This is a genomic window from Bacillus sp. FSL K6-0255, from assembly GCF_045040725.1.
Classification (GTDB): domain Bacteria; phylum Bacillota; class Bacilli; order Bacillales; family Bacillaceae; genus Bacillus; species Bacillus subtilis.
This window is the reverse complement of record NZ_CP150278.1, coordinates 1,006,531-1,027,013: the sequence shown is the minus strand read 5'-3', so window position 1 is coordinate 1,027,013 and position 20,483 is coordinate 1,006,531. Positions and strand designations below refer to the sequence as shown.

Sequence of the window (20,483 nt, the reverse complement as noted above, 5' to 3'; positions counted from 1 at the left end):
TCTTGCGAATGCACGTTCTGTCAATAAAGAAACAGCCTGAGAATCCCCAGGCTGTTTTCCAATCAGTTTTTCGCTAAACGAAGCGCTTGTTTGATCGCTTTGAACGCGCTTGAATTGCCGTAAATTAATACACCGCCTTTATAAATTCTGGCGCCGATAACGGCCAGTATGACAATGGTGAGCAGTGTGATTCCGATTCCGACAGCCGCCTGCCAGAATGGAATATCAAGCATGCCGACGCGCAGGAACATAATCATTGGCGTAAAGAACGGAATAAATGAAGTTACCGTAATAAATCCTGCGTCAGGCGCATTCAAACCGAACATCGCGATCATAAAACCGGCGACAACCAAAAGCGTCATCGGCGTGATCGTTTGCTGCACGTCCTCTATTCTGCTGACGACACTGCCGAGAAACGCGGCAAGTGTCGCGTACAAAAAGTATCCGAGCAAAAAGAAAATGACAGCATAGATGACAGTGGTTGCAGATACGTCGGTCAAATTAAGGAATCCGCCGACAGATGAAGCCGTTTCGCTCTTTTGGTTCAGCTTAAGCGACAGAGAGCCGGCTCCTATAATAATAGCAAGCTGTGTGATCCCGACAAGCCCGATACCAAGCAGCTTTGCAAACATTTGCTGGATCGGCGGCATACTTGAGATCAGGATTTCCATAACTCGCGAAGATTTTTCGGTAGCGACCTCCATCGCAATCATGCTGGCATACATAATCACCGAGAAATAAATGACGAACAGCATAATGTAAACAAGCCCTACCGTCTGGCCAAGCTCTTCTTCAGACTTCGCCCCTTCTTTCAGCGCCTTCTGCCCCACAGTAACGGGCGCATAAAGGCTGCTGATCGTTTCCTGCGACACGCCGAGCTCCGCTGTTCCGACAGCTGTTTTGGTTTGCGTCAGCGCCTGCTGCAGTGTTTGATACGTGCTTTCATCAGAAATCGTTAACGCTTTATATGTTCCTGAAATGGTCCCTTTTTCATCTCGTTTGATGATGAGCATGCCATCAAGTGATTCATCTTTGACTTGCTTTGTGACCTCATCCTCCGATTGCTTCGACAGCTTCACATCAAGATCGCCGTCTGTATCCACCGCTTTCATCTGCTTAGAAAAAACCGGATATAATTCGTTTGTTTCATCAACAACGGCGATTTTTTCTTTCGCATCGTCACCTTGAAACAAAGAAATGATCGACTCCAAATTCGTTACAACTAAAACAAGCAGCACCGTGATGACAGTCGAAATAATAAAGGATTTTGCCATAATCTTATTTTTGTATGTATGAGAAAGCATGATCCAAAATTTATTCATAGACGGCCCCCACCTTTTCTATAAAAATATCATGCAGTGACGGCTCTTCAAGCTCAAACTTTCTGATAAACCCTTTTCCTTGGAGCATCGCAAAAATCTCTTGAGAAATGTCTTCATTGGCAATCTGCAGCTTGACGCCGTCTGCCGTTTCCTTCCATTGAAGAATGCCTTCATGGGACTGCAAAAAGCGCAGATCGTCATCGGAGTGAATGGTAACATTCTTTTTACCGAAAGAACGCTTGATCTCCTTCAGCTTGCCTTGTACAACCGGTTTTCCTTTCTGCAATATGCAAAGGTTCTCACAAAGCTCCTCCACATGTTCCATCCGATGGCTTGAAAATAAAATAGAAACACCGCTGTTTTTCAGCGAGATCACGGCCTCTTTTAGCAGCTCAACATTGACAGGGTCCAAGCCGCTGAATGGTTCATCAAGAATCAGGAGCTCTGGCTTATGCAAAACTGCCGAAATGAATTGGATTTTCTGCTGATTCCCCTTCGAAAGCTCTTCCACCTTCTTATTCTCGTAATCTGTAATATTGAAGCGTTCAAGCCATGTCCCGAGCTCTTTTACAGCCTCTCGCTTCTCCATCCCTTTTAATCTGGCAAGATAGACGAGCTGATCCCTTACCTTCATTTTCGGATAAAGGCCCCGCTCTTCCGGCAAATAACCGATTTTGTTGCTGATATGATAATTCACAGGACGGCCCTTCCAGCTGATTGAGCCCTCCGTAATGCTTAATAATCCTAGGATCATGCGAAACGTTGTTGTTTTTCCCGCTCCGTTTGCGCCTAATAGACCGAACATTTGCTGTTCCGGAATATCTAAGTCCAATCCGTCAACGGCTTTATAATCTCCAAATGTCTTCGTTACGTGATCAATTGTAAGCACTGAATCTCCTCCTTCCCTGACCCATTATATACTAATTTTGGATAAAGCATAATAAAGGATTTTGATTTCCTTTTTAGAATATAAATGAAGAAAGACTGATAAACCTTAAAATGGAGGAGAAACCTGATGGCTGATTATTTCCTTACCGTATTTGATCCTTCGGGGAACACGCTGGTAAACGAGCGATTCGAGGCAGAACATGAAGAAGCGGCAAAAACGCATGGTGAAGCCCTCTTAAAAGAAAAAGAGCTTCATAGTCATACTCATCGTTTAGTCAATGCAGCCGGAAAGCTGATTTTGTTTCACAGATGATCAGCTTTCCGGCTGATCTGTTACGCTTGAAACTTCGGCTCCCGTTTTTCTAAAAAGGCACGGATTCCTTCTTGGTGATCCTTGGTCCTTCTCATTCTCTCTTGGGCGCTGCGCTCAAGGGATAGCACTTTTTTCAGTTCTTCAATTTGGAGGCTTTGAAAAATACCTTTCGTTTCGATCATCGCCAAAAGAGGGGAGGCCAACAGGGTTTCGATAATGGGTCTTGCGCCTTCGGCAGGGTCTCCGGCAAATGTCCCATCAAGAAGCCCCATATCGGCAGCTTCCGAGGCAGATAGTTTTTTTCCGCTCCAAATCAGTTTTTTCGCTTTTGCTTCACCGATTCTTTTCTTCAGCAAATAATGTCCTCCGCCGTCCGGAACAAGCCCAATGCCGATAAAATTCATCGCGAGAACGGCGTTTTTTTCAGCGAGCACAATGTCCGCACAAAGCGCCAAACTCAGGCCCAGTCCCGCAGCAGCACCATGAATGGCTGCAATTGTCACTTTCTTCATCTGATATAAATTCAGGGTGACAGCCTCAATCGTATCCATCAGCCGTTTAAATTGGTCAGGGTCATGCTCTGACGTCATCATCCTGATATCACCGCCGGCCGAAAAGCCTTTCCCGCTTCCTCTCAGGAGAACGATGAGCGCCTCGCTTGCAGCCGCCATTTCGACTGCCTCCTTCAATTCAGACAGCATCTGTTCATTCAGGGCGTGATGGGCATCAGGCCGATTCAGGATAATCTCTGCAACGGCCCCATTACATGCATATTGAACAAACTCCATTAAAAGCACCTCCATGTATGCGCTTACTTTTTTCTTTCTCCTATACATTCCCCGCCATCCCCAAATAAACCTTTTTATTTTTCAAGGTCAATAGATACTGAAAAATGCATATTGTTTGAATGGAAACATAAAGTTTTATATAGTGAAAAAGAAGGGATATCTTGATGAGAAGGGAGGAAAGGACATGGATAAATTGCTGATCAGTTTTCTGTTAAGTTTATTTATGGTGTACTTTCCCCCTTCGGACGTGGTTCTGCCTTCCCAGTTTGAAGCAAGCACTGACAGCTATGTGCCTATGTCCTCATATCCGCAGGAAACACAATCGGCAAAAACGCCGTCGCCGGGCAGCATTCACCCGGCTGAGCTGATCAAAGAGTACAGCCCGCTGGCACAGTCTGTCAGGCATCTCTCTGTCAAACCACTTGACGAACCGCTGATAAACAGGCTGGAAAAGGCTTGTGCCGTCCCTGTCAAATACCAGTCTAATTACCTCCGAATATAATTTGCTCAAGTTTTATTTGTAACTCACCCCATACTGCCAACACTACATTCGGAGGGATTTTCATTGAATATTAAAGAAAACGATCTGCCGGGCATCGGCAAAAAGTTTGAAATCGAAACAAGAAGCCACGAAAAAATGACGATTATCATTCATGATGACGGAAGAAGGGAAATTTACCGGTTTAATGACCGGGACCCGGATGAGCTTCTTTCAAATATTTCATTGGATGATTCTGAAGCAAGGCAAATTGCAGCTATTCTCGGAGGCATGGTCTATAAACCGCAAGCTCTGGAGTCCATCGAAATGGCCTTCAGCGATCTTATTATTGAATGGTTTAAGGTCGAAAAAGGCGCCAAATCGATCGGGCGCACACTCGGAGAGCTTGATGTTCGCCAGAATTACGATGTCACTGTGATTGCCATTATCAAACACAACCAGGAAAAACTCCTAAATCCCGGAGCCGATTCGATTATTGAAGAAAATGACACCCTTGTCCTCTCAGGTGAGAGAAAGCATCTGAAGAAACTGATTCACGATTTTCTTTCTGGAGAGGGCGTGTGAGCCCCGATGGACCATCTTGTATTTGAAGTCGGAACTGCACTTGTCCTTGTGGCAATCGCCAGTGTGATCGCCAATAAAATTAAATTTTCGATTATTCCGTTTCTGATTGTGCTGGGAATGCTTGTTGGACCGCACGCGCCGAAAATGGGGATTATTGATCTAACATTTATTCAAAGCAGTGAAATCATCGAGTTTTTCGGGCGAATGGGCGTACTGTTCCTTCTCTTCTATCTCGGACTCGAATTCTCTGTCGGGAAGTTAATCAAATCAGGAAAATCAATCGCGGTCGGCGGGACGATTTATATTTTGATTAACTTCAGCCTCGGACTGCTTTACGGGTTTATCACCGGATTTTCCTTTCTGGAAGTCCTCATCCTCGCAGGCGTCATCACAATCTCGTCAAGTGCGATTGTCGCAAAAGTGCTCGTTGATTTAAAAAGAACCGCCAATCCGGAAACCGAATTGATTCTCGGCATCATCATGTTTGAAGATATTTTCCTTGCCGTATATCTGTCCGTTGTTTCCGGCCTTATACTAGGTGATGCGACATCCGTAGGGAGTGCACTCTTGTCCATTTTGATCGCCTTCGGTTATATGCTGCTGTTTTTTATCGCAGCAAGAAAACTCCCGCCGCTGTTGAACAAACTGTTGGACATTCGCTCAAACGAAGTGTTTATTATCGTCATTTTCGCAGCACTCTTTTTTATCGCCGGGTTTTCAGAGACGATTCATGTAGCAGAAGCAATCGGCGCGCTGCTGCTCGGTTTGGTCTTTTCAGAAACAGAGCATTCCGATAGGATTGAACACCTCGTTGTTCCGTTTCGCGACTTCTTCGGTGCGATGTTCTTTTTCAGCTTCGGCCTCAGTATCGATCCGTTTTCGCTTGGTGAAGCGGTTTGGCTTGCGTTGGGTGCAGTGATTTTGACCATTCTGGGAAATTTTATCGCCGGAATGGTGGCAGGACGACGCGCAGGGCTTTCTCATAAGGCTTCATCGAATATCGGGCTGACGATCGTATCGCGGGGAGAATTTTCGATTATCGTTGCGAATCTCGGAATAGCCGGCGGACTGTCAGCCACATTAAAGCCGTTTGCCGCATTATATGTCCTCATTCTGGCGATTTTGGGACCGCTTGTCACAAAGGAATCAAAACGAATTTACCGCTTGCTGAACAAGGTATTTAAATGGAAGCCTGAGGTTCAGCCCGCAAAAAAACAGGGATAAAAAAAGCAGCACTGTAATCAGTGCTGCTTTGTCGTTTTTTCAAAAATCTGCTCTAAATATTTGATTTTTTCGTCCGTGTAGTGCTCGAAGCGCTCATTGTACGATTTCGGATCTTTCGGATTCGCAAAATGCGTGATTTTCCCTGTATCCCGATCAATAAATTTACTAGCAGCGCCGCAGCCGATTCCGATAATCGTCTGGACCTCTTCCATAATCATAATGTTGTAGATGCTTTCTTGTCCCGGCAAAGAGTATCCGACGTTTTCAAGGTTTCCAAGAATGTTTTTCTGGCGGTATAAATAATAAGGCACGTACCCATGCTCTTTCGTCCAGGCTACCGCGTCTTCCATCATTTGAGAAACCTCTTCCCTGCCGGCAACTTTGTACTTATGCTTGTTTCTCGTCATTTCTGACGCCCGTTTAAATGAAAGAGTATGAACGGTAAGGGATTCCGGCATCAGTTTTTCTGTTTCTGAAAGACTGTGCCTGAACTCCTTCACGCCTTCCCCAGGCAAACCAATAATCAAGTCCATGTTGATATTATTCATGCCATGCTGGCGTGACAGATGATATTTCTCAATGGTCTCTTCAACCGTATGGTGCCGCCCGATCGCCTTTAGCGTTTCGTTTTCGTAGGATTGCGGATTGATGCTGATCCGATCAATGTCATATTTGTTTAAAACGGCGAGTTTTTCTTCTGTAATCGTGTCAGGACGACCGGCCTCCACCGTAATCTCACGAATGTTTTTCACATCCGGGAAGGAGCGGACCATTTCTTCATACAGCAGATCCATCTCCTCCGCTGTAATGCTTGTCGGCGTCCCGCCGCCAAAGTAAATGGTTGTAACCTTAACATCATGCTCCTTCAGCCATTCACCGATTTTCTGCATTTCGTAATGCAGTCCCCATAGGAATGAGCCGACTCTGCCCGCCTGTCCTTGGATAGCGTACGCAGGGAATGTGCAATACGCGCATTTTGTCGGGCAGAACGGAATGCCGATATAAATGCTGACTTCATCCTTTACTCGGTACAAATCCGGCACTGCCGCCAGCTGACGGTCAACAATTTCCTGCATTAGCATGATTTTTTCATCATGAATTAAATAGTCTTTTTTCAACTCAGCATGCGCTTGCTCCTTGGACATTCCGCTTTGCAGTTTTTTATGAAGCAGCTTTGTGGGCCGGATTCCTGTGAGGATTCCCCACTTCTGCGTAATGCCCGTATGCGCCTGAAGAAGATTGAGATACACATAAGAAATTGTGTTTTTCACTTGCTTAAAAGCTTCTTTTTCAGTCATGTCTGGAGAAAAGAATTTTGTATGCTGTTCCTTTATGCCAGTACCCTTCACTTCTCCAGAAACCGTCACATGCTCATCCGTTTGTGACAACGCTAAAGAAATGACAAAATCTGCGGGCTCCTCTCCGCCATACGCAAGCTCGCACTCTTCATAAAACAAATTTGCAATATTTTGCAGAGGCCGATGCAGGCGGTCATCATGTATGCCTTCTATTTTAATTTGCAACTTCATCACCTAATTTATCAGATTCAAAACTTTCTTTAGTGTACAGAAATAAACTGCTAAAATCAATCCGGCAAAAAAGCCGCCGCACCTGTCAGGGCGCGAGCGGCTTTTTTACACACGTTTCATGTGGAACTTATCAAGAAATCCTTTTCGCTGCTGCATTCGGAAATATTCCTTCATCATATAAGCGACACCTTGCTCGTCATTGGACCTTGTAACCCAATCTGCCTTTCTCTTAATTTCCGGAACGGCATTCCCCATCGCTACCCCAAGACCGGCAAGTTCGATCATCGGCAGATCGTCATACTGATGCCCAATGGCCACGACATCATCCATACTCAGGCCCAGCTCTGAAGCGACGAGGGCCAAACCCGCTTCCTTCGAGACACCTTTCGGGACGATATTCAGCTTCTCATCGTTTACGCGAATCACATCCACTGCAGGGAAGGCTTTTGTAATCGTTTCTGTAATGTCATGCTGAATGTCGTGCTCCGTGTACACCTCGATGACGGGTGCACTCACCGGCTCATCCATGAGGAGATCGCTTAATGATTCAACGAACTGGACTGGATAAAAGATCGGGTCAGACGGATGAATGAGTGCTTTCCCCAATAAATTCGAATTCACCTTTTTCTTGTTTCCGATGGAATACTTTTCGTGAAGAAGCCGAATATTACATTGATAGCTCTCCAGCACTTGAACAATGTTAAAGGTATGATCATCAGAAATTCTTTTTTCAAAAAACGGGGCGTCAATTTTCTCAGCGATATATGCCCCGCTATGGGTGATCAGCTTGGCATCAAGCTTTAGCGATTTCGCTATTTTCTGTGCTGAGCGAAAATGACGGTTGGTCACAAGTGTGACGTAAATCCCTTTTTTCTTTACATATTCAATCGCGTCTTTCGTTGCCTGATGAATCTTCCCGTTCGACCGAAGCAGCGCTCCATCTATATTTAAGGCAAGCAATTGTTTTGACACAGAGATGTCCCCCTCCTTGATGACTGTACTTGTGTATAGGATATGACCCTGTCTCTGTGTTTAGAACAACCTTTTCTTAAAGCAAAAAAAGCCTGGCTCAGCAGACTTTATGTATGGCTTGTTGATAGGATACGATCGAAGCAGCCATTCTCCCTAATATCGTTATTTCGATTTACGAAAAATCATGTATCAGGAACCCCTTGTTTGACCAATGATGCGCTCCGAACACTTACTCTCTGTTGCTTATCCCCTCTATATAACGGCATGATATGCGACCGTATCCATTTGAAATAGGTAAGTGTAGGCGCTTTCAATGTTATTATCTCAGTTTTCTTTTCCGATGACAAGGGTTTTTTTAACTAAAAAAAGTAACCAACTTTTGTATATCCGTGGTAGGATCAGTTGTTAATTTTTAGGACTATACACTTGATCCAGAACGTACATTCCCATACAATATAAATAATAAACGAAAAAGCGGTGTTTATATGGCTGATTTAAAAGAAATATATAATGAAGAACTGATATCTCAGTTGATCCATCATGTAAGGTCATCCTATCCTGATTTTAACAAAAACAGATTCTTGGATACATTACGGCTGGAGGACTGGCCTGAACTCACTTTAAAAGAGCGGATGCGCCGCGTGACAGTTTCTTTATACGAAACTTTGCCAAAACAATACGTTGAAGCGCTCACAATTTTACGGGATACAGCCCCTCATTTTAAAGGACTCAGCGGAATTTTATTTCCAGATTATGTGGAACAGTACGGGTTAGCGCATTGGGAAGAATCAATAAAGGCATTGGAATACTTTACGCAATATTCGACCTCAGAATTTGCTGTAAGGCCTTTTTTGCTGTTAGATCAAGAAAAGATGATTGCACAATTGCTTGCATGGTCTGAGCATAAAAATGAACACGTGAGAAGACTTGCGAGCGAAGGCAGCAGGCCCCGCCTGCCATGGGGAAAATCGATACCGGCTTTGAAATCGGACCCTTCCCCCGTATTGCCGATCCTTGAAAAGCTGATGCAGGACGAGTCCTTATATGTAAGAAAAAGCGTGGCCAACAACCTTAATGATATATCAAAAACGCATCCTCATTTACTGAGAAAAGTCGCAGATCAATGGTACGGAACACATCCCCATACAGACTGGATTATCAAACACGCCTATCGGACCTTATTAAAAAAGGGTGATAAACAGGCCTTAGCGCTTTTTGGTTATGAAAATGCTGATTCGATACAACTACATGATTTAACATGCCAGCCCAAACGTATAGTTATTGGCGAAAGCCTTGAATTTTCTTTCTATATTCATTCAGACAGGGATCAAAAAGTAAGAATTGAGTACGCAATTGATTTTGTAAAAGCAAGAGGCCAGCGTCATCAGAAAGTATTTAAAATAACAGAAACAAATATACGAAAAAACGAAACGAAATCATACACAAGAATCCAATCCTTTAAGGATTTAACCACCAGAAAGCATTACAAAGGAATTCATACATTATCAGTGATCATCAATGGAGAGGTAAAAGATTCATTGGATTTCCAAGTTTGCTGAATGAATAAAAAATCCCTTCTTATCCAAGAAGGGATTTTGCTTATTAGCCTTCAACACTGCCGTAAAGCTCTTCTAAAGGCTTCATAATGATTTTGTTCAATTCACCAATCAGCATGCTCATGCGCTGCTCCGCTTCCATCAGCTGAGAAATTTTTTCGTGCTGCTGTACAAGCGCAACTGTTTTTTGAGCCTGCGTCACTTCTTCTTGTGTAATCTCTTCTCCTGCCATTTGTTTTTGCTGGAGTCTAAGCTGTACATCACGGAAGTTTTCGAACATGCGCTTCGCTGATTCATCTGCGTTAACTTCGTCGTAAAGGTTTTTTAAACGGGTGAACTCTTCGCTCCCTCGTAATGCATTTTCCAGATCATACGCTACATCATAAAAATTAACAGCCATTGTAAATAGCTCCTTTCATCATTGCCGTTTGACATACCACTCCACTATAACAGACTATGGAGATCCTTTCATTAATCAAAAACCATTTCTTCTTAAAAAAGGATGACAAACAATGCTTGAATCGCGCCTATAATTCCGCCGAGAAGGCCCCCCAAATAGGTAATCATTTTAAATTCTTTTTTTGAAATGGACAGCACCATTTCTTCAAGACGCTCCACCGGGAACTGATCCACCTGCTCCTTGACGATTTCCTCAAGACGCAACCGTTTTAAGACACTTTCAAGGTTGGACGAAATCCCTTCAAGCAATTTGTCTAACAGTGCCGGCAGCATTTGCTGGGTCAGCTCAGATTCATAGCGGACGGTAAGCGTGCCAATCGTATTGTCGAAGAAAGGGGCAGTCGAAAATGCTTGCAGCATTCTTCGTTTCAAACTGAAAATGAGCGCCTTTGCATTCCATTTTTCGTCTGCTTCATTAAACGTATACTCCCTCAGCTTGCCCCATTCGTTTTTTAAGAGATCAGAAAGCAATTTATTTGTTTCCTCATTGCGCAAGAATTTCAGCAGCTCCGGCAGCACGCGATCCGCAAGGCTTGAATTGCCAAGAAACATTTGCACCATGCTTCCAAGCATGCCGCGCTCTTTTAAAAAGTCATCAATCATATTGCCAAGACGGATTTTTCCTTCATCACTTTCAAAATAACGGACACTCCGTGACAATATATATCCTGAAATCATCGGAATTTTATCCTCAAGCTTTTCCTGCACCTCTATAGGCACCAGCTCTTTTAACGATTGGTCCCCGTATTGGCGGAAAAGCTCATTCAGCTTATCATCGGTCCAGCTGCTGATCCATGCATCAGCAGCTTTTTCGGGGCGCTTTATCCCGGCTTTTTCAAGCGCTTCTTTTACTGTCACTTCAGAAAGTGACAGCCTTTGAATCAGCTGTTCCCCCACTCGAAGAGCCTGCGTTTTGGCTGCATCAGAGACGAGCCGCTTTTTAATGCCTTCAGGGGTTAAGAGATGATTGACTACCATCAGTCCCATTTGTTTTGCAAGTTCATCTCGCCGTCTTGGAATCAGCCCGGGCGTAAAAGGAACTCGTTTCCCAAACAAATAGTACGCTTTATACGGCCTAAACAGCATTTGAATTGCTAAATGATTGGTCACCGCTCCAATGGCAGCGCCGATCACGATCATAAAAATAAAGGTTCCTGCAATACCCATTCCTATTCATCTTCCTCCATCTGTGCTTCAGCTTTTTTCATATAGATTATGTACCTATACGTATTATAGAGGCTCATGCAATCACTTAGCAAACGAGGAGACAAATTCCTGTTCTTAGAAAATCAGCTTGTTCTTTTGGAATAGGGCAAGGTGGAGAATCGTATTCTGTAAAGTAGAATACCGTCAGCTGCGTTCGTCTTACATGTATTTAGTGTAAAGCTGCGGACACCCGCCGGCAGCTTTTGAATAAAAGGGGGAGTCTCACCATGATAACACTCGGTTTTATGTCCTTATCCCGCCAGCATGAAGCGGATTATTCCGCAGAACTGGCCAAAAGAGCACCCGAATTCGGCATACGTTTCATCCGGTTTACACCATTTGATATTTCACCTGACACTTTGCGTGTCAAAGCATCGGTCTATCATTCGGCCAGCAGCACATGGAACGAAACTGAAATGGCGATTCCAGATTATATTTATGATCGCTGTTTTTACGGCAAGGATTCACATTCCCAAAAAGCAAAACCAATCGTTGAGTGGCTCAAAAAATATCCGAAAACGGAATTTATCGGGCGGGGTCTTCCCGATAAGTGGACCGTCCTTCACGATTTGCAGCAGCACTCTGTAATCAATCCCTATATTCCCGAAACAATAAAGGTGAACCGCTACGAACAAATTCACTCCTTTTTATCCAAAGAAAAAGCCTGCATCCTTAAACCGGCATTCGGCGCGGGAGGCAGAGGCGTGATTCTTTTGAAGCTGGGCAAGAAAAACATCACTGCTACTTATCACATCGGAAAGGATAAGCAGACAAAAACGTTTTCCAACCAGACTTCTTTTAAGACATGGTGCAAAAAAGTGCTTCAGCATCAATATTTGCTTCAGCCTTACTTAAACATTCAAGATAAGGAACAATACCCTTGTGATATTCGCCTGTTTATGGAAAAAAACGAAGCAGGTGAATGGAATACAGTCGGAAAGGCAGTAAGACGCGGATACAAACACGGGCTGCTCGCCAATTTGTCAGGCGGATCTGATGCGCTGACATTTGACTCCTGGTTTGAAGATATACCGAAAAAACAGCAAGTGGTTTTACTAGATGATGTGTTTTCGATTACCCAATCAGTTCCGTATTATCTTGACGAGCGCTACGGGCCGTTGTTTGAACTCGGTCTTGATATATGTCTTGCTAAGGACGGGAGAATTTGGATTTTAGATATCAATTCTAAACCAGGCAGAAAGTCAATCCTGCGTGTCTCTCCCGAGCAAAAAGAACAGCTGTACACTTGTCCCCTAAAGCGCTGCCAATATCTGTTTTCTGAGCAAAGCCAGAAAGGAGTTCTTCCGCGTGAATCCTAAACGGTTTTTGATCGGCATAGACAAAACCAGTGAAAACACCCTGTTTCTGCCCTCTTCGCTGAAGCAAGACGGACTTTTGCATGCGGCATTCGGAACGAAGGTTGTCAGATGCCACGTTGCTTACAGACGGTATCTGGAACAAACCGTGCTTCTCTCTGAAAATCTGTTTCATGAGCTTTTGCTTCCCCACCGAAGCAGGGCAGATATACTGATTCATGATCATACAGTGCATATCGGGCCGTTAGTCGGCATCTTTACGGCAGGGTTTACTGTATCTCTTGAACGCCCATTTAAGGATCGTTCCCTCTTTTTTTCTAAGCTTGTCACGTTACACGAGCAAGCCGGAGGCTACTGCTTCGTTTTTGGCGCGCACCAAATCAATTGGGAGGAAGGCACGATTGAAGGCCTCCTTTACAGGGAAAACGGCTGGGAGAAAAAAATCGTTCCATTGCCGAACGTCGTTTATGACCGTTTGCCGAACCGAAAAATTGAAGATTCACTTCTCTTGCAACATACAAAAAAGAGGCTGATCGATGAATATCAGATCCCATGGTTTAATAAAACGTTTTTCAATAAATGGAACGTTCATCAATTGCTCGAAAAAGATCCGAGAACGGCACCCTTTTTGCCTAGATCCGAGCTGACACCGTCTGTGGAGCTGATTGATGAGCTCTGTGGCGCATACAAAAAAGTCTATATCAAACCGGCAAATGGAGCACTCGGCACCGGCATTTATCAGCTGACAAGAACAGATGACGGCCTGACGGTAAAGCATACGAATGACGCCAAAACTTTTACTTCGATTGATTATTCCGATGCCGCCTCATTCCTTGCAGAATTTCAAAAACATCACAACCCGTCCGACTTTCTCATTCAGCAAGGTGTTGATCTCATCGAATTTCAAGGCAAACCAGCGGATTTCCGTGTCCATACCAATAAAAACAGAAAAGGAAAATGGACAGTGACAGCAATCGCCGTAAAAATTTCCGGAAAGAACAGCATTACAACACATCTTTCTAACGGCGGCACTGTAAAGACACTTGCGGAAGTATACGATGATCCCGCTGAAAGAGTTGAGGTCATTAAAAAGCTTTCTGCAGCGGCACTGACTGCAAGCCATGTCCTTCATGATCATATCGAGGGGTTTATCGGGGAGATTGGTTTCGATTTTGGCATTGATCAGAACGGTAAAGTATGGATGTTTGAAGCGAATTCGCGCCCGGGCCGAAGCATTTTTTCTCATCCAAATTTGCATCATGTTGATTCTCTTACAAAACGAAGAAGTTTTGAATACGCGTCATATTTATCTGAGAAGGCAATCACATCTCCTGAAGCATTGTGGCCTTCGTAACCTGTCCGCTTTTTTAATAAAGTGGGCTTATCTTTATCCAAAGCTGGGACAAACTGCATATTTAGGCCTCTTCAATGATGTTCTGAAACAATGATACAATGAACATAAGCCGTTTTTATTTAGGTCAATTGATACCAAATGTAAGGAGCGTGGCCGTAATGATTTCTCATTTCAGCTGGAAACCTTTGTTCCCAAAAGAAAAGCTGCCCGGATGGAAAATTTCATTTTATTATAAAGGGACCCATTATGAAGGCATCTATCATAAGAGCGGTGAAATTGAATGGGGAGACTTGTTTCCCGCCCGCGCTGACGAGCCTGCTCTTACAAACGAGATACATGAACTGATGCTTTTTCATATTTATGACTAGCTTAGCCTAAACGGCTAAGCTTTTTTTCTTTCTCAAGATTTACCACACAATTCTCCGCATGAGTTTCCGGCAATTTTAACATAATACGTAGTAACAAGCCGGCAAAGCATTGGGTTACGCCGAGGCGGCAGTGACACCCGAGAAGGGTTCACAGATTGGTGCAACTCCAGTTAACCCAACCATACTAAATAAAAAGGAGATTTTACACATGGCTAACCAAAACTCATCAAATGACTTACTAGTTCCTGGCGCAGCTCAGGCTATCGATCAAATGAAACTTGAAATCGCTTCTGAATTCGGCGTTAACCTTGGAGCGGACACAACTTCTCGCGCTAACGGTTCTGTCGGAGGAGAAATCACAAAACGTTTAGTATCTTTCGCTCAGCAGCAAATGGGCGGCAGAGTTCAATAACAATTCAATATATGGCTATAGAGGGCGCGGTTTCCGCGCTCTCTTTATTTTGTCACCCTTTTTTCCTGCTCCACATATCCTAGAAAAAAAGGGAGGGAATCGGGGTGTCATTCATCACCATTGTGAATTGGGAGCTGGTTCAGTTCGTAAGTGTATCCATGATTCATGAATATGTTTCCCATCGTTCTGTTTATTTGTACAGGTATTCTTTCCCGCGCTGTTCAAACTGAGAACATCCTTTTATAATGAAAGGCGAGGAGGTTTTTTGATGAAAATCGCTTTATTAGGAGCCAGCGGCCGCGTCGGACAAGCCTTTTTAACACAAGCCTCAGCAGATGAAAGATTTGATATTTTCGCTCTGATCAGATCTCAACATGCTGATCTTCCCCTTTCAAAAGACAGAACCGTTATGGGGAACGCCCGCCGCTTAGAAGATGTGAAAAAAATAATGGAGAATGCTGAAATCGTGATCAGCTGTCTAGGCACAGATGGTGATGATACCTTGTCAACTGCTATGGCACACATTCTCTCCGCTATGGAGGAACAGCATATCAAACGGCTTATTACGATCGGCACCGCAGGGATCCTAGATTCTCGACATGAACCGGGAAAATACCGGTTTGAAACAAATGAATCGAAACGAAAGCAGACCCGCGCAGCCAAGGAGCATGCAAAAGTATACGAAATGCTTAAACAATCATCATTAGACTGGACAATCATCTGCCCCACTTACCTCCCGGACGGAACAGCAACCGGCGTTTATCGTACGGAGCGTAACGTTTTGCCTGAGGGCGGCACAAGCATTTCGGTCGGCGATACTGCGGACTTTTTATATCGTGAGCTTGTTACAGGTAAGTATGTCGGATACCGTGTCGGACTGGCTTATTGACTACATAAACCAAAAACCCAAAACACGATTGTTTTGGGTTTTTTGAGCATTATGCAATGGAATGTTTCTGTCCCTTTTGCAGTTCATACATTTGATAATATTGGCCTTCTAATGCCATCAATTCCTCGTGGTTCCCTCTCTCAACAATTTCTCCTTTATCAAGAACCAAAATCTGATCAGCATTTCTGATTGTTGAAAGCCGGTGAGCGATGACGAAGGTGGTGCGTCCTTGTTTGACGACATCAAGCGCCTTCTGGATTACGGCCTCTGTCTCTGTATCAATATGCGCCGTTGCCTCATCTAAAATCAAGATCGCGGGATCAAACGCCAAAGCTCTAGCGAAAGAAATTAACTGCCGCTCTCCAGAGGATAGCGTGCTGCCTTTTTCAATCACGGGCTCATTAATGCCCTTCGGAAGCTTCTTAAGAAGAGGCTCAGCACCGACTTGCCGCAGTGCATTTTTTATTTCTTCTTCAGTCATTCTTTCGTCATCCAGACTTACGTTAGATCCGATTGTGCCCGAGAATAAGTACGGGTCCTGAAGCACAATACCCATATGGGATCTGAGTTCCTGTCTTGACATGTTGTAAATGCTTTTTCCATCAATTAAGACATCACCTTTTTGCGCATCATAAAAACGAAACAGAAGATTCAAAATCGAGCTTTTTCCTGATCCGGTATGGCCGACGAGCGCTACGGTTTCGCCTTTTTGCGCAGTAAAGGAAATATGCTTTAATACCTCTTCACCTTCTTGATACGCAAATGACACATCACGAAATTCAACCCGTCCCAGCGCGCGCTCCTTCGCCGGTTCACCCGCTTCTTCCGTATTCTTTTCTTCAAGCAGTTCAAAAACACGCCCGGCGGAGACCCTTGCAAGCTCCAGCTTTGAAAACTGATTGACGATGCCTGTGATCGGCTGAAATAACCGGTTCAAATAATCGACAAACGCGTACAGTACACCGATAGAAACAATCCCGGCCGCATTCAGGCTCGCACCGCCAAAATGCCAGATCAGACAGACGAACGCAAGATTGCGGATGACATTGACCAAATTATGGGACATTAAGGAGTTTAAATTCAGCATCCTGTTTTGGAAATAAAAATGTGATTCATTTAATTCCTCAAATTCTCTCATTGTTTCCTTTTGATGGCGGAAAGCCTGAATAATGGTCATGCCTTGAATTGACTCATTCATTTTTGCGTTAATGTCACTGTTGATCGAGCGGATTTTTTGGTTGTAATATGACGCATATCTCCGGTATATGACTGACCACAGCCAGATAATCGGCACAATTGCCAGACATACAAACGCAAGCTTCACATCAAGCAGAAACAAAGCCGTGAATATCCCGAACATATAGATTCCGCTTGTCACAAATGTGGAAAGCACTGTGACATATAAATCCCTGATAGCCTCCGTATCATTGGTAATCCGCGCAACGACTTTTCCGGCCGGAAGGTTGTCAAAATAGCGAATCGGCATTCTCTGTATGTGCGAAAACACGTCCTGCCTCATCTTTTGAATAATCCGATTGGCGCTCATCTGCAGCAGATAATGCTGTCCGTATTGAAAGAATACTGAAAACACAAGCAAGCCCCCATACAGGCAGATCAGTAACACCATTCCCTTTATTTCCGGCTGATAGAACTGGAAAAGTTCCTGCTTAGTCAGCTTTTCGGCAGCATATGTCCGGCTCTTGTCTCCGTTTGTGATCGTCAGCTTCCCGTCAGAAACTGTTCTATTCCCGTCGAAGCTGACAGCCTGATCAACAAAATAGAACGCCATTCCCACTTGATAAATATGTGCTTCTTTTGCTTTTGAAACAGGCTCCTGCAATCGGTCCTCTCTGACATATGAGACGCCGTGAAACTGAACGGCATTTTTATCTTTTTCCGCAGCTTCATACCATGTTTTCTCAATGCCGAGGATATGGTCGTCTATCATTTTCTTGCCGATAAACGGCCCGGTCAGTTCTGCACCGACGGCGACAGCTAGCAATAGGACGGCCGTGATCAGCAATTTTCGATAAAGGAGTGCGTATCTCCATAACGTTTTTCCTATTTTCATGCCCCTGCTCCCCCTTCTTCGGCCGTGAACAGCTGCTGTCTTTCATATTGTTCCCGGTACCACCCATTATTGGCCAGCAGTTCTTGATGCGTGCCTCTCTCAACAATGACGCCGCCGTCCATCACAAGGATCAGGTCAGCGTGCTCAACCGCGGATAATCGGTGCGTCAAAATAAATGTCGTTTTTCCTTTGCGGTTTTCTCTGATGTTCTTGATAATTGCAGCCTCTGTTTTGGCATCTACAGCGGAAAGTGAATCATCCAGAATCAAGATTTCCGGATTCGCCATGAGTGCTCTCGCAATCGAAATTCTTTGTTTCTGCCCGCCTGACAGTGCCACGCCTTTTTCACCGACCATTGTCTCCAGACCGGACGGAAGCATGTGCAAATCTTTTTCAAAATGTGCTTCGGCAATGGCTTGCTGAACCTCTTTATCAGTTGCATCCTGTTTTCCGTATAAAATATTTTCTTTTACAGTCCGTGAAAACAGTAAATGATCCTGCGGCACATATCCGATCCATCCGCGGAGCTGGTCAAGAGGGATTTGCTGAATCGGTACGCCTGAAAATGTAATGCTCCCTTCACCTGGAGGGTACTGGCGCAAAAGCTGCTTAATAATTGTCGTTTTTCCGCTCCCGGTTTTACCGGCAATCCCGACAGTCTGCCCTTTTCGCACCGTAAATGAAATATCCTGAAGATTGTCACTTGTTGAGCTTGGATATGTAAAGCTGACATGACTGAAAACGATATCTCCAGGCTCTTTAAGATCAGCGGGCTGTTTTGGATCTGTCACATCCGTTTCATAAGAAAGAGTTTCATTTACCCGATCTAATGACGCATTGCCGCGCTGCATCACATTAATGAGTTCACCGATTGCAAACATCGGCCAAATCATCATGCCGAGATAAACGTTAAAGGACACTAACTCTCCAAGCGTCAGCTCGTTCCGGAATACAAGAAACGCTCCGTAGCCGAGCCCAATCAGATAGCTTGCGCCGACAAGCAGTTTTACCGTCGGCTCAAACAGTGAATCAATAAAAGCCACTTTCATATTTTTCTGATAAACATCAGCGGTCATTTCATTAAACCGGCGAACATCGTTTGTTTCCTGAACATACGCGCGAATCACCCGCACGCCTGAAACAGATTCCAGCACTCTGTCATTCAGCGCCCCGAACGCGTTTTGGGCCTCAGTAAACCGCTCATGAATTTTACTTCCATATAGACTGATTGCAATCGCCATGACTGGAAGCGGGATAATGGCGGCAAAGGTCAGCTTCCAGCTGATCAAAAACCCCATTGTCAAAAAGATCGTCATCATAAACATCGTAGAATCAACTAACGTCAAGATGCCAAACCCTGTGGTTAAACTGACGGCCTGAAGATCATTTGTCCCTCGTGCCATTAAATCGCCTGTTCGGTTTTTTTCATAAAACGGCGGCGACATAGTCAGCAAATGCCCCATCAGCTTCGTACGAAGAATTTTCTCCATCAGATTCGCTCCGCCAAACAGCTGATGCATCCAAAAATAAGACATGATATACACGGCCGCCGTCAGCACAAAAAAGATACCGATATAAAACAGCAGCCCTTCCGCAGTAAATGCCCCTGCTTTCATATCATCTATGGCGTTCCCCAAGAGCTTAGGCGGAAACATTTCAATGACATTGACTGCTAATAAAAGGACAATCGCAATCGTATAGCGCAGCCAGTACGCCTTAAAAAACCAGCCAAGCTTTTTCAAAACTGAAAACATCTATCCCCATCTCCTCATCAGCCGCCTTCTATTTTTTCCTTGCAGCTTTTTTCATCCAGTTTGGCACGAACTGCCCTCGCCTCTGTATTTGTCTTCACATCCCATACACCTGTCTTTCCTTAGATTTTGTATATAAAAAAGGCATGAAGCGTCAGCTCCATGCCTTTTTTAACCGATATGTTACGCACAGCGCTTTTCAGCGCGCGGTCCGACCTAAAAAACCGTTCACGAAAACAGAACAAAAGGTTTGCCGCGCCAATATGAAACTGTTTGATAAACACGCAAATTCCTTGGCATAGCAAACCCTCCTTCCATTCTGATTTCATCTTTTTATCATCATATAAACAAAACCTTTTATTGTCAATCATTACTTGAATAGGAAAAGGTTAATTGTGCTCAAATTCGGGTAGTAGTGTTGTAAGACGCTTTGAAAGGGTGAGAAGGATGTTCCATGCTGACCGTATCATTGTTGCGTTTGACGGAAGTGAAAATAGTAAGAAAGCGCTTCTGACAGCCATTGATCTTGCTAAAACCGTAAATGCCGCTATTACCGTCGCCCATTCACATGATATGAAAGACAATCAGACCGTCATCGACCCGCCCAGACCCGCAGCTGAGGCAAGCTATATCAGCGGAGGCATGACAAGTGTTCCTGATCCGCTGATATCGGATGTAACATCACCTGAGCCAATGATCTATGAAGACCGTACGGAAGAAGTCATCGCCGAAGCCAGAATGATGCTGAATGAACAGCAGGCAGATGGAGATATCGATATATTAGAAGGCGATCCGGCTGAATCAATTATCGAGCATGCAAACCGCATTTCTGCCGATATGATCGTAACCGGAAGCAGAGACCAAAACAGGCTGAAAAAGCTAATATTCGGAAGTGTAAGTGAAAAGCTTTCAGCGAAATCGGATATACCCGTCCTGATTGTAAAGTGAGCACGCCCTGTGCTCACTTCTTTTATATTCATAATTGTGAAAAAACATAGATTT

The 20,483-nt window shown here is 44.3% G+C and carries 21 protein-coding genes and 1 pseudogene; 12 read left to right on the top strand and 10 right to left on the bottom strand.

Annotation, left to right across the window (positions count from 1 at the left end):
• Positions 1-62 precede the first annotated feature (62 nt).
• Both MHB62_RS05275 and MHB62_RS05270 read right to left on the bottom strand, forming a co-directional pair.
• A complete protein-coding gene (locus MHB62_RS05275; RefSeq protein ID WP_029726319.1) occupies positions 63-1,322 on the bottom strand; it encodes an ABC transporter permease in 1,260 nt (419 codons plus the stop codon).
• Complete coding sequence (locus tag MHB62_RS05270) at positions 1,315-2,211, bottom strand: ABC transporter ATP-binding protein (protein WP_003233262.1); 897 nt, start codon at positions 2,209-2,211, stop codon at positions 1,315-1,317. Before MHB62_RS05270 ends, MHB62_RS05275 begins: the two co-directional genes overlap by 8 nt.
• A gap of 126 nt (positions 2,212-2,337) precedes the next feature.
• On the opposite strand from MHB62_RS05270, the gene MHB62_RS05265 reads away from it, so the two are divergent.
• Entirely contained in the window at positions 2,338-2,523 is a 186-nt protein-coding gene (locus tag MHB62_RS05265) for a YhzD family protein (protein ID WP_015715596.1), read from the top strand.
• 20 nt (positions 2,524-2,543) lie between these two features.
• Here the strand turns inward: MHB62_RS05265 and MHB62_RS05260 are convergent, their stop codons facing one another.
• A complete protein-coding gene (locus MHB62_RS05260; protein WP_003245167.1) occupies positions 2,544-3,311 on the bottom strand; it encodes an enoyl-CoA hydratase in 768 nt (255 codons plus the stop codon).
• A gap of 164 nt (positions 3,312-3,475) precedes the next feature.
• Here MHB62_RS05260 and khtS point away from each other — a divergent pair.
• The 3 genes and pseudogenes from khtS to khtU all read left to right on the top strand — a co-directional run bounded on the left by khtS (position 3,476) and on the right by khtU (position 5,598).
• Positions 3,476-3,813 (top strand): annotated as a pseudogene (gene khtS, locus MHB62_RS05255) (K(+)/H(+) antiporter modulator KhtS).
• Between the two features lie 63 nt (positions 3,814-3,876).
• Positions 3,877-4,374 (top strand): K(+)/H(+) antiporter subunit KhtT, encoded by a 498-nt coding sequence (khtT, locus tag MHB62_RS05250; RefSeq protein WP_003233269.1) that lies wholly within the window; start codon positions 3,877-3,879, stop codon positions 4,372-4,374.
• Between the two features lie 6 nt (positions 4,375-4,380).
• Positions 4,381-5,598: a K(+)/H(+) antiporter subunit KhtU gene (gene khtU, locus MHB62_RS05245; RefSeq protein ID WP_003233272.1), complete on the top strand. Its 1,218-nt coding sequence runs from the start codon at positions 4,381-4,383 to the stop codon at positions 5,596-5,598.
• Between the two features lie 17 nt (positions 5,599-5,615).
• On the opposite strand, the gene MHB62_RS05240 is transcribed toward khtU, so the two are convergent.
• Positions 5,616-7,121 carry a coproporphyrinogen III oxidase gene (locus tag MHB62_RS05240; protein WP_003245132.1) on the bottom strand — a complete coding sequence of 502 codons (1,506 nt, stop codon included), beginning with the start codon at positions 7,119-7,121 and terminating at the stop codon, positions 5,616-5,618.
• A gap of 111 nt (positions 7,122-7,232) precedes the next feature.
• Positions 7,233-8,099, bottom strand: a complete 867-nt coding sequence (locus MHB62_RS05235) for a Cof-type HAD-IIB family hydrolase (protein WP_003233277.1) — start codon at positions 8,097-8,099, stop codon at positions 7,233-7,235.
• A gap of 485 nt (positions 8,100-8,584) precedes the next feature.
• Between MHB62_RS05235 and MHB62_RS05230 the strand changes: the two genes are divergently transcribed.
• The gene (locus tag MHB62_RS05230; protein WP_015252449.1) at positions 8,585-9,658 is read left to right on the top strand and encodes a DNA alkylation repair protein; all 1,074 of its coding nucleotides are present in this window, start codon (positions 8,585-8,587) and stop codon (positions 9,656-9,658) included.
• 43 nt (positions 9,659-9,701) lie between these two features.
• Here MHB62_RS05230 and MHB62_RS05225 read toward each other — a convergent pair whose 3' ends face one another.
• Both MHB62_RS05225 and MHB62_RS05220 read right to left on the bottom strand, forming a co-directional pair.
• A complete protein-coding gene (locus tag MHB62_RS05225; RefSeq protein ID WP_003224239.1) occupies positions 9,702-10,055 on the bottom strand; it encodes a YlbF family regulator in 354 nt (117 codons plus the stop codon).
• A 92-nt stretch (positions 10,056-10,147) separates the two neighbouring features.
• Complete coding sequence (locus MHB62_RS05220) at positions 10,148-11,281, bottom strand: DUF445 domain-containing protein (RefSeq protein WP_029726322.1); 1,134 nt, start codon at positions 11,279-11,281, stop codon at positions 10,148-10,150.
• 266 nt (positions 11,282-11,547) lie between these two features.
• On the opposite strand from MHB62_RS05220, the gene spaC reads away from it, so the two are divergent.
• The 6 genes from spaC (at position 11,548) to MHB62_RS05190 (ending at position 15,659) form a co-directional block, all read left to right on the top strand.
• Positions 11,548-12,639 (top strand): spore coat associated protein SpaC, encoded by a 1,092-nt coding sequence (gene spaC, locus MHB62_RS05215; protein WP_003233283.1) that lies wholly within the window; start codon positions 11,548-11,550, stop codon positions 12,637-12,639.
• Complete coding sequence (yheD, locus tag MHB62_RS05210) at positions 12,629-13,990, top strand: spore coat associated protein YheD (protein WP_029726323.1); 1,362 nt, start codon at positions 12,629-12,631, stop codon at positions 13,988-13,990. Before spaC ends, yheD begins: the two co-directional genes overlap by 11 nt.
• A gap of 149 nt (positions 13,991-14,139) precedes the next feature.
• A complete protein-coding gene (locus MHB62_RS05205; protein ID WP_010886462.1) occupies positions 14,140-14,358 on the top strand; it encodes a YheE family protein in 219 nt (72 codons plus the stop codon).
• Positions 14,359-14,566: 208 nt separating this feature from the next.
• Positions 14,567-14,770 (top strand): beta type acid-soluble spore protein SspB, encoded by a 204-nt coding sequence (gene sspB / locus MHB62_RS05200; protein WP_003233287.1) that lies wholly within the window; start codon positions 14,567-14,569, stop codon positions 14,768-14,770.
• A gap of 104 nt (positions 14,771-14,874) precedes the next feature.
• Complete coding sequence (locus MHB62_RS05195) at positions 14,875-15,000, top strand: hypothetical protein (RefSeq protein WP_003245136.1); 126 nt, start codon at positions 14,875-14,877, stop codon at positions 14,998-15,000.
• A gap of 38 nt (positions 15,001-15,038) precedes the next feature.
• Positions 15,039-15,659, top strand: a complete 621-nt coding sequence (locus MHB62_RS05190; protein WP_032721250.1) for an SDR family oxidoreductase — start codon at positions 15,039-15,041, stop codon at positions 15,657-15,659.
• Positions 15,660-15,708: 49 nt separating this feature from the next.
• Here the strand turns inward: MHB62_RS05190 and bmrD are convergent, their stop codons facing one another.
• The 3 genes from bmrD to MHB62_RS05175 all read right to left on the bottom strand — a co-directional run bounded on the left by bmrD (position 15,709) and on the right by MHB62_RS05175 (position 19,765).
• On the bottom strand, positions 15,709-17,730 hold the full coding sequence (gene bmrD / locus MHB62_RS05185) for a multidrug resistance ABC transporter ATP-binding protein/permease BmrD (RefSeq protein ID WP_029726326.1): 2,022 nt from the start codon (positions 17,728-17,730) through the stop codon (positions 15,709-15,711).
• Positions 17,727-19,484 (bottom strand): multidrug ABC transporter ATP-binding protein BmrC, encoded by a 1,758-nt coding sequence (gene bmrC, locus MHB62_RS05180; RefSeq protein WP_032721249.1) that lies wholly within the window; start codon positions 19,482-19,484, stop codon positions 17,727-17,729. Before bmrC ends, bmrD begins: the two co-directional genes overlap by 4 nt.
• Before the next feature lie 119 nt (positions 19,485-19,603).
• A complete protein-coding gene (locus tag MHB62_RS05175; protein WP_010886461.1) occupies positions 19,604-19,765 on the bottom strand; it encodes a hypothetical protein in 162 nt (53 codons plus the stop codon).
• A 163-nt stretch (positions 19,766-19,928) separates the two neighbouring features.
• On the opposite strand from MHB62_RS05175, the gene MHB62_RS05170 reads away from it, so the two are divergent.
• Complete coding sequence (locus MHB62_RS05170) at positions 19,929-20,429, top strand: universal stress protein (RefSeq protein ID WP_003233299.1); 501 nt, start codon at positions 19,929-19,931, stop codon at positions 20,427-20,429.
• Positions 20,430-20,483: the final 54 nt, after the last annotated feature.

Bases quoted from the DNA above. Each gene is read 5' to 3' on its own strand.
- MHB62_RS05230 (WP_015252449.1), top strand. From the start codon at position 8,585: ATGGCTGATTTAAAAGAAATATATAATGAAGAACTGATATCTCAGTTG.
- MHB62_RS05225 (WP_003224239.1), bottom strand. From the start codon at position 10,055: ATGGCTGTTAATTTTTATGATGTAGCGTATGATCTGGAAAATGCATTA.
- MHB62_RS05170 (WP_003233299.1), top strand. From the start codon at position 19,929: ATGTTCCATGCTGACCGTATCATTGTTGCGTTTGACGGAAGTGAAAAT.
- khtU (WP_003233272.1), top strand. From the start codon at position 4,381: ATGGACCATCTTGTATTTGAAGTCGGAACTGCACTTGTCCTTGTGGCA.
- spaC (WP_003233283.1), top strand. From the start codon at position 11,548: ATGATAACACTCGGTTTTATGTCCTTATCCCGCCAGCATGAAGCGGAT.
- MHB62_RS05220 (WP_029726322.1), bottom strand. From the start codon at position 11,281: ATGGGTATTGCAGGAACCTTTATTTTTATGATCGTGATCGGCGCTGCC.
- bmrC (WP_032721249.1), bottom strand. From the start codon at position 19,484: ATGTTTTCAGTTTTGAAAAAGCTTGGCTGGTTTTTTAAGGCGTACTGG.
- MHB62_RS05260 (WP_003245167.1), bottom strand. From the start codon at position 3,311: ATGGAGTTTGTTCAATATGCATGTAATGGGGCCGTTGCAGAGATTATC.
- sspB (WP_003233287.1), top strand. From the start codon at position 14,567: ATGGCTAACCAAAACTCATCAAATGACTTACTAGTTCCTGGCGCAGCT.
- bmrD (WP_029726326.1), bottom strand. From the start codon at position 17,730: ATGAAAATAGGAAAAACGTTATGGAGATACGCACTCCTTTATCGAAAA.
- MHB62_RS05275 (WP_029726319.1), bottom strand. From the start codon at position 1,322: ATGAATAAATTTTGGATCATGCTTTCTCATACATACAAAAATAAGATT.
- MHB62_RS05265 (WP_015715596.1), top strand. From the start codon at position 2,338: ATGGCTGATTATTTCCTTACCGTATTTGATCCTTCGGGGAACACGCTG.
- MHB62_RS05190 (WP_032721250.1), top strand. From the start codon at position 15,039: ATGAAAATCGCTTTATTAGGAGCCAGCGGCCGCGTCGGACAAGCCTTT.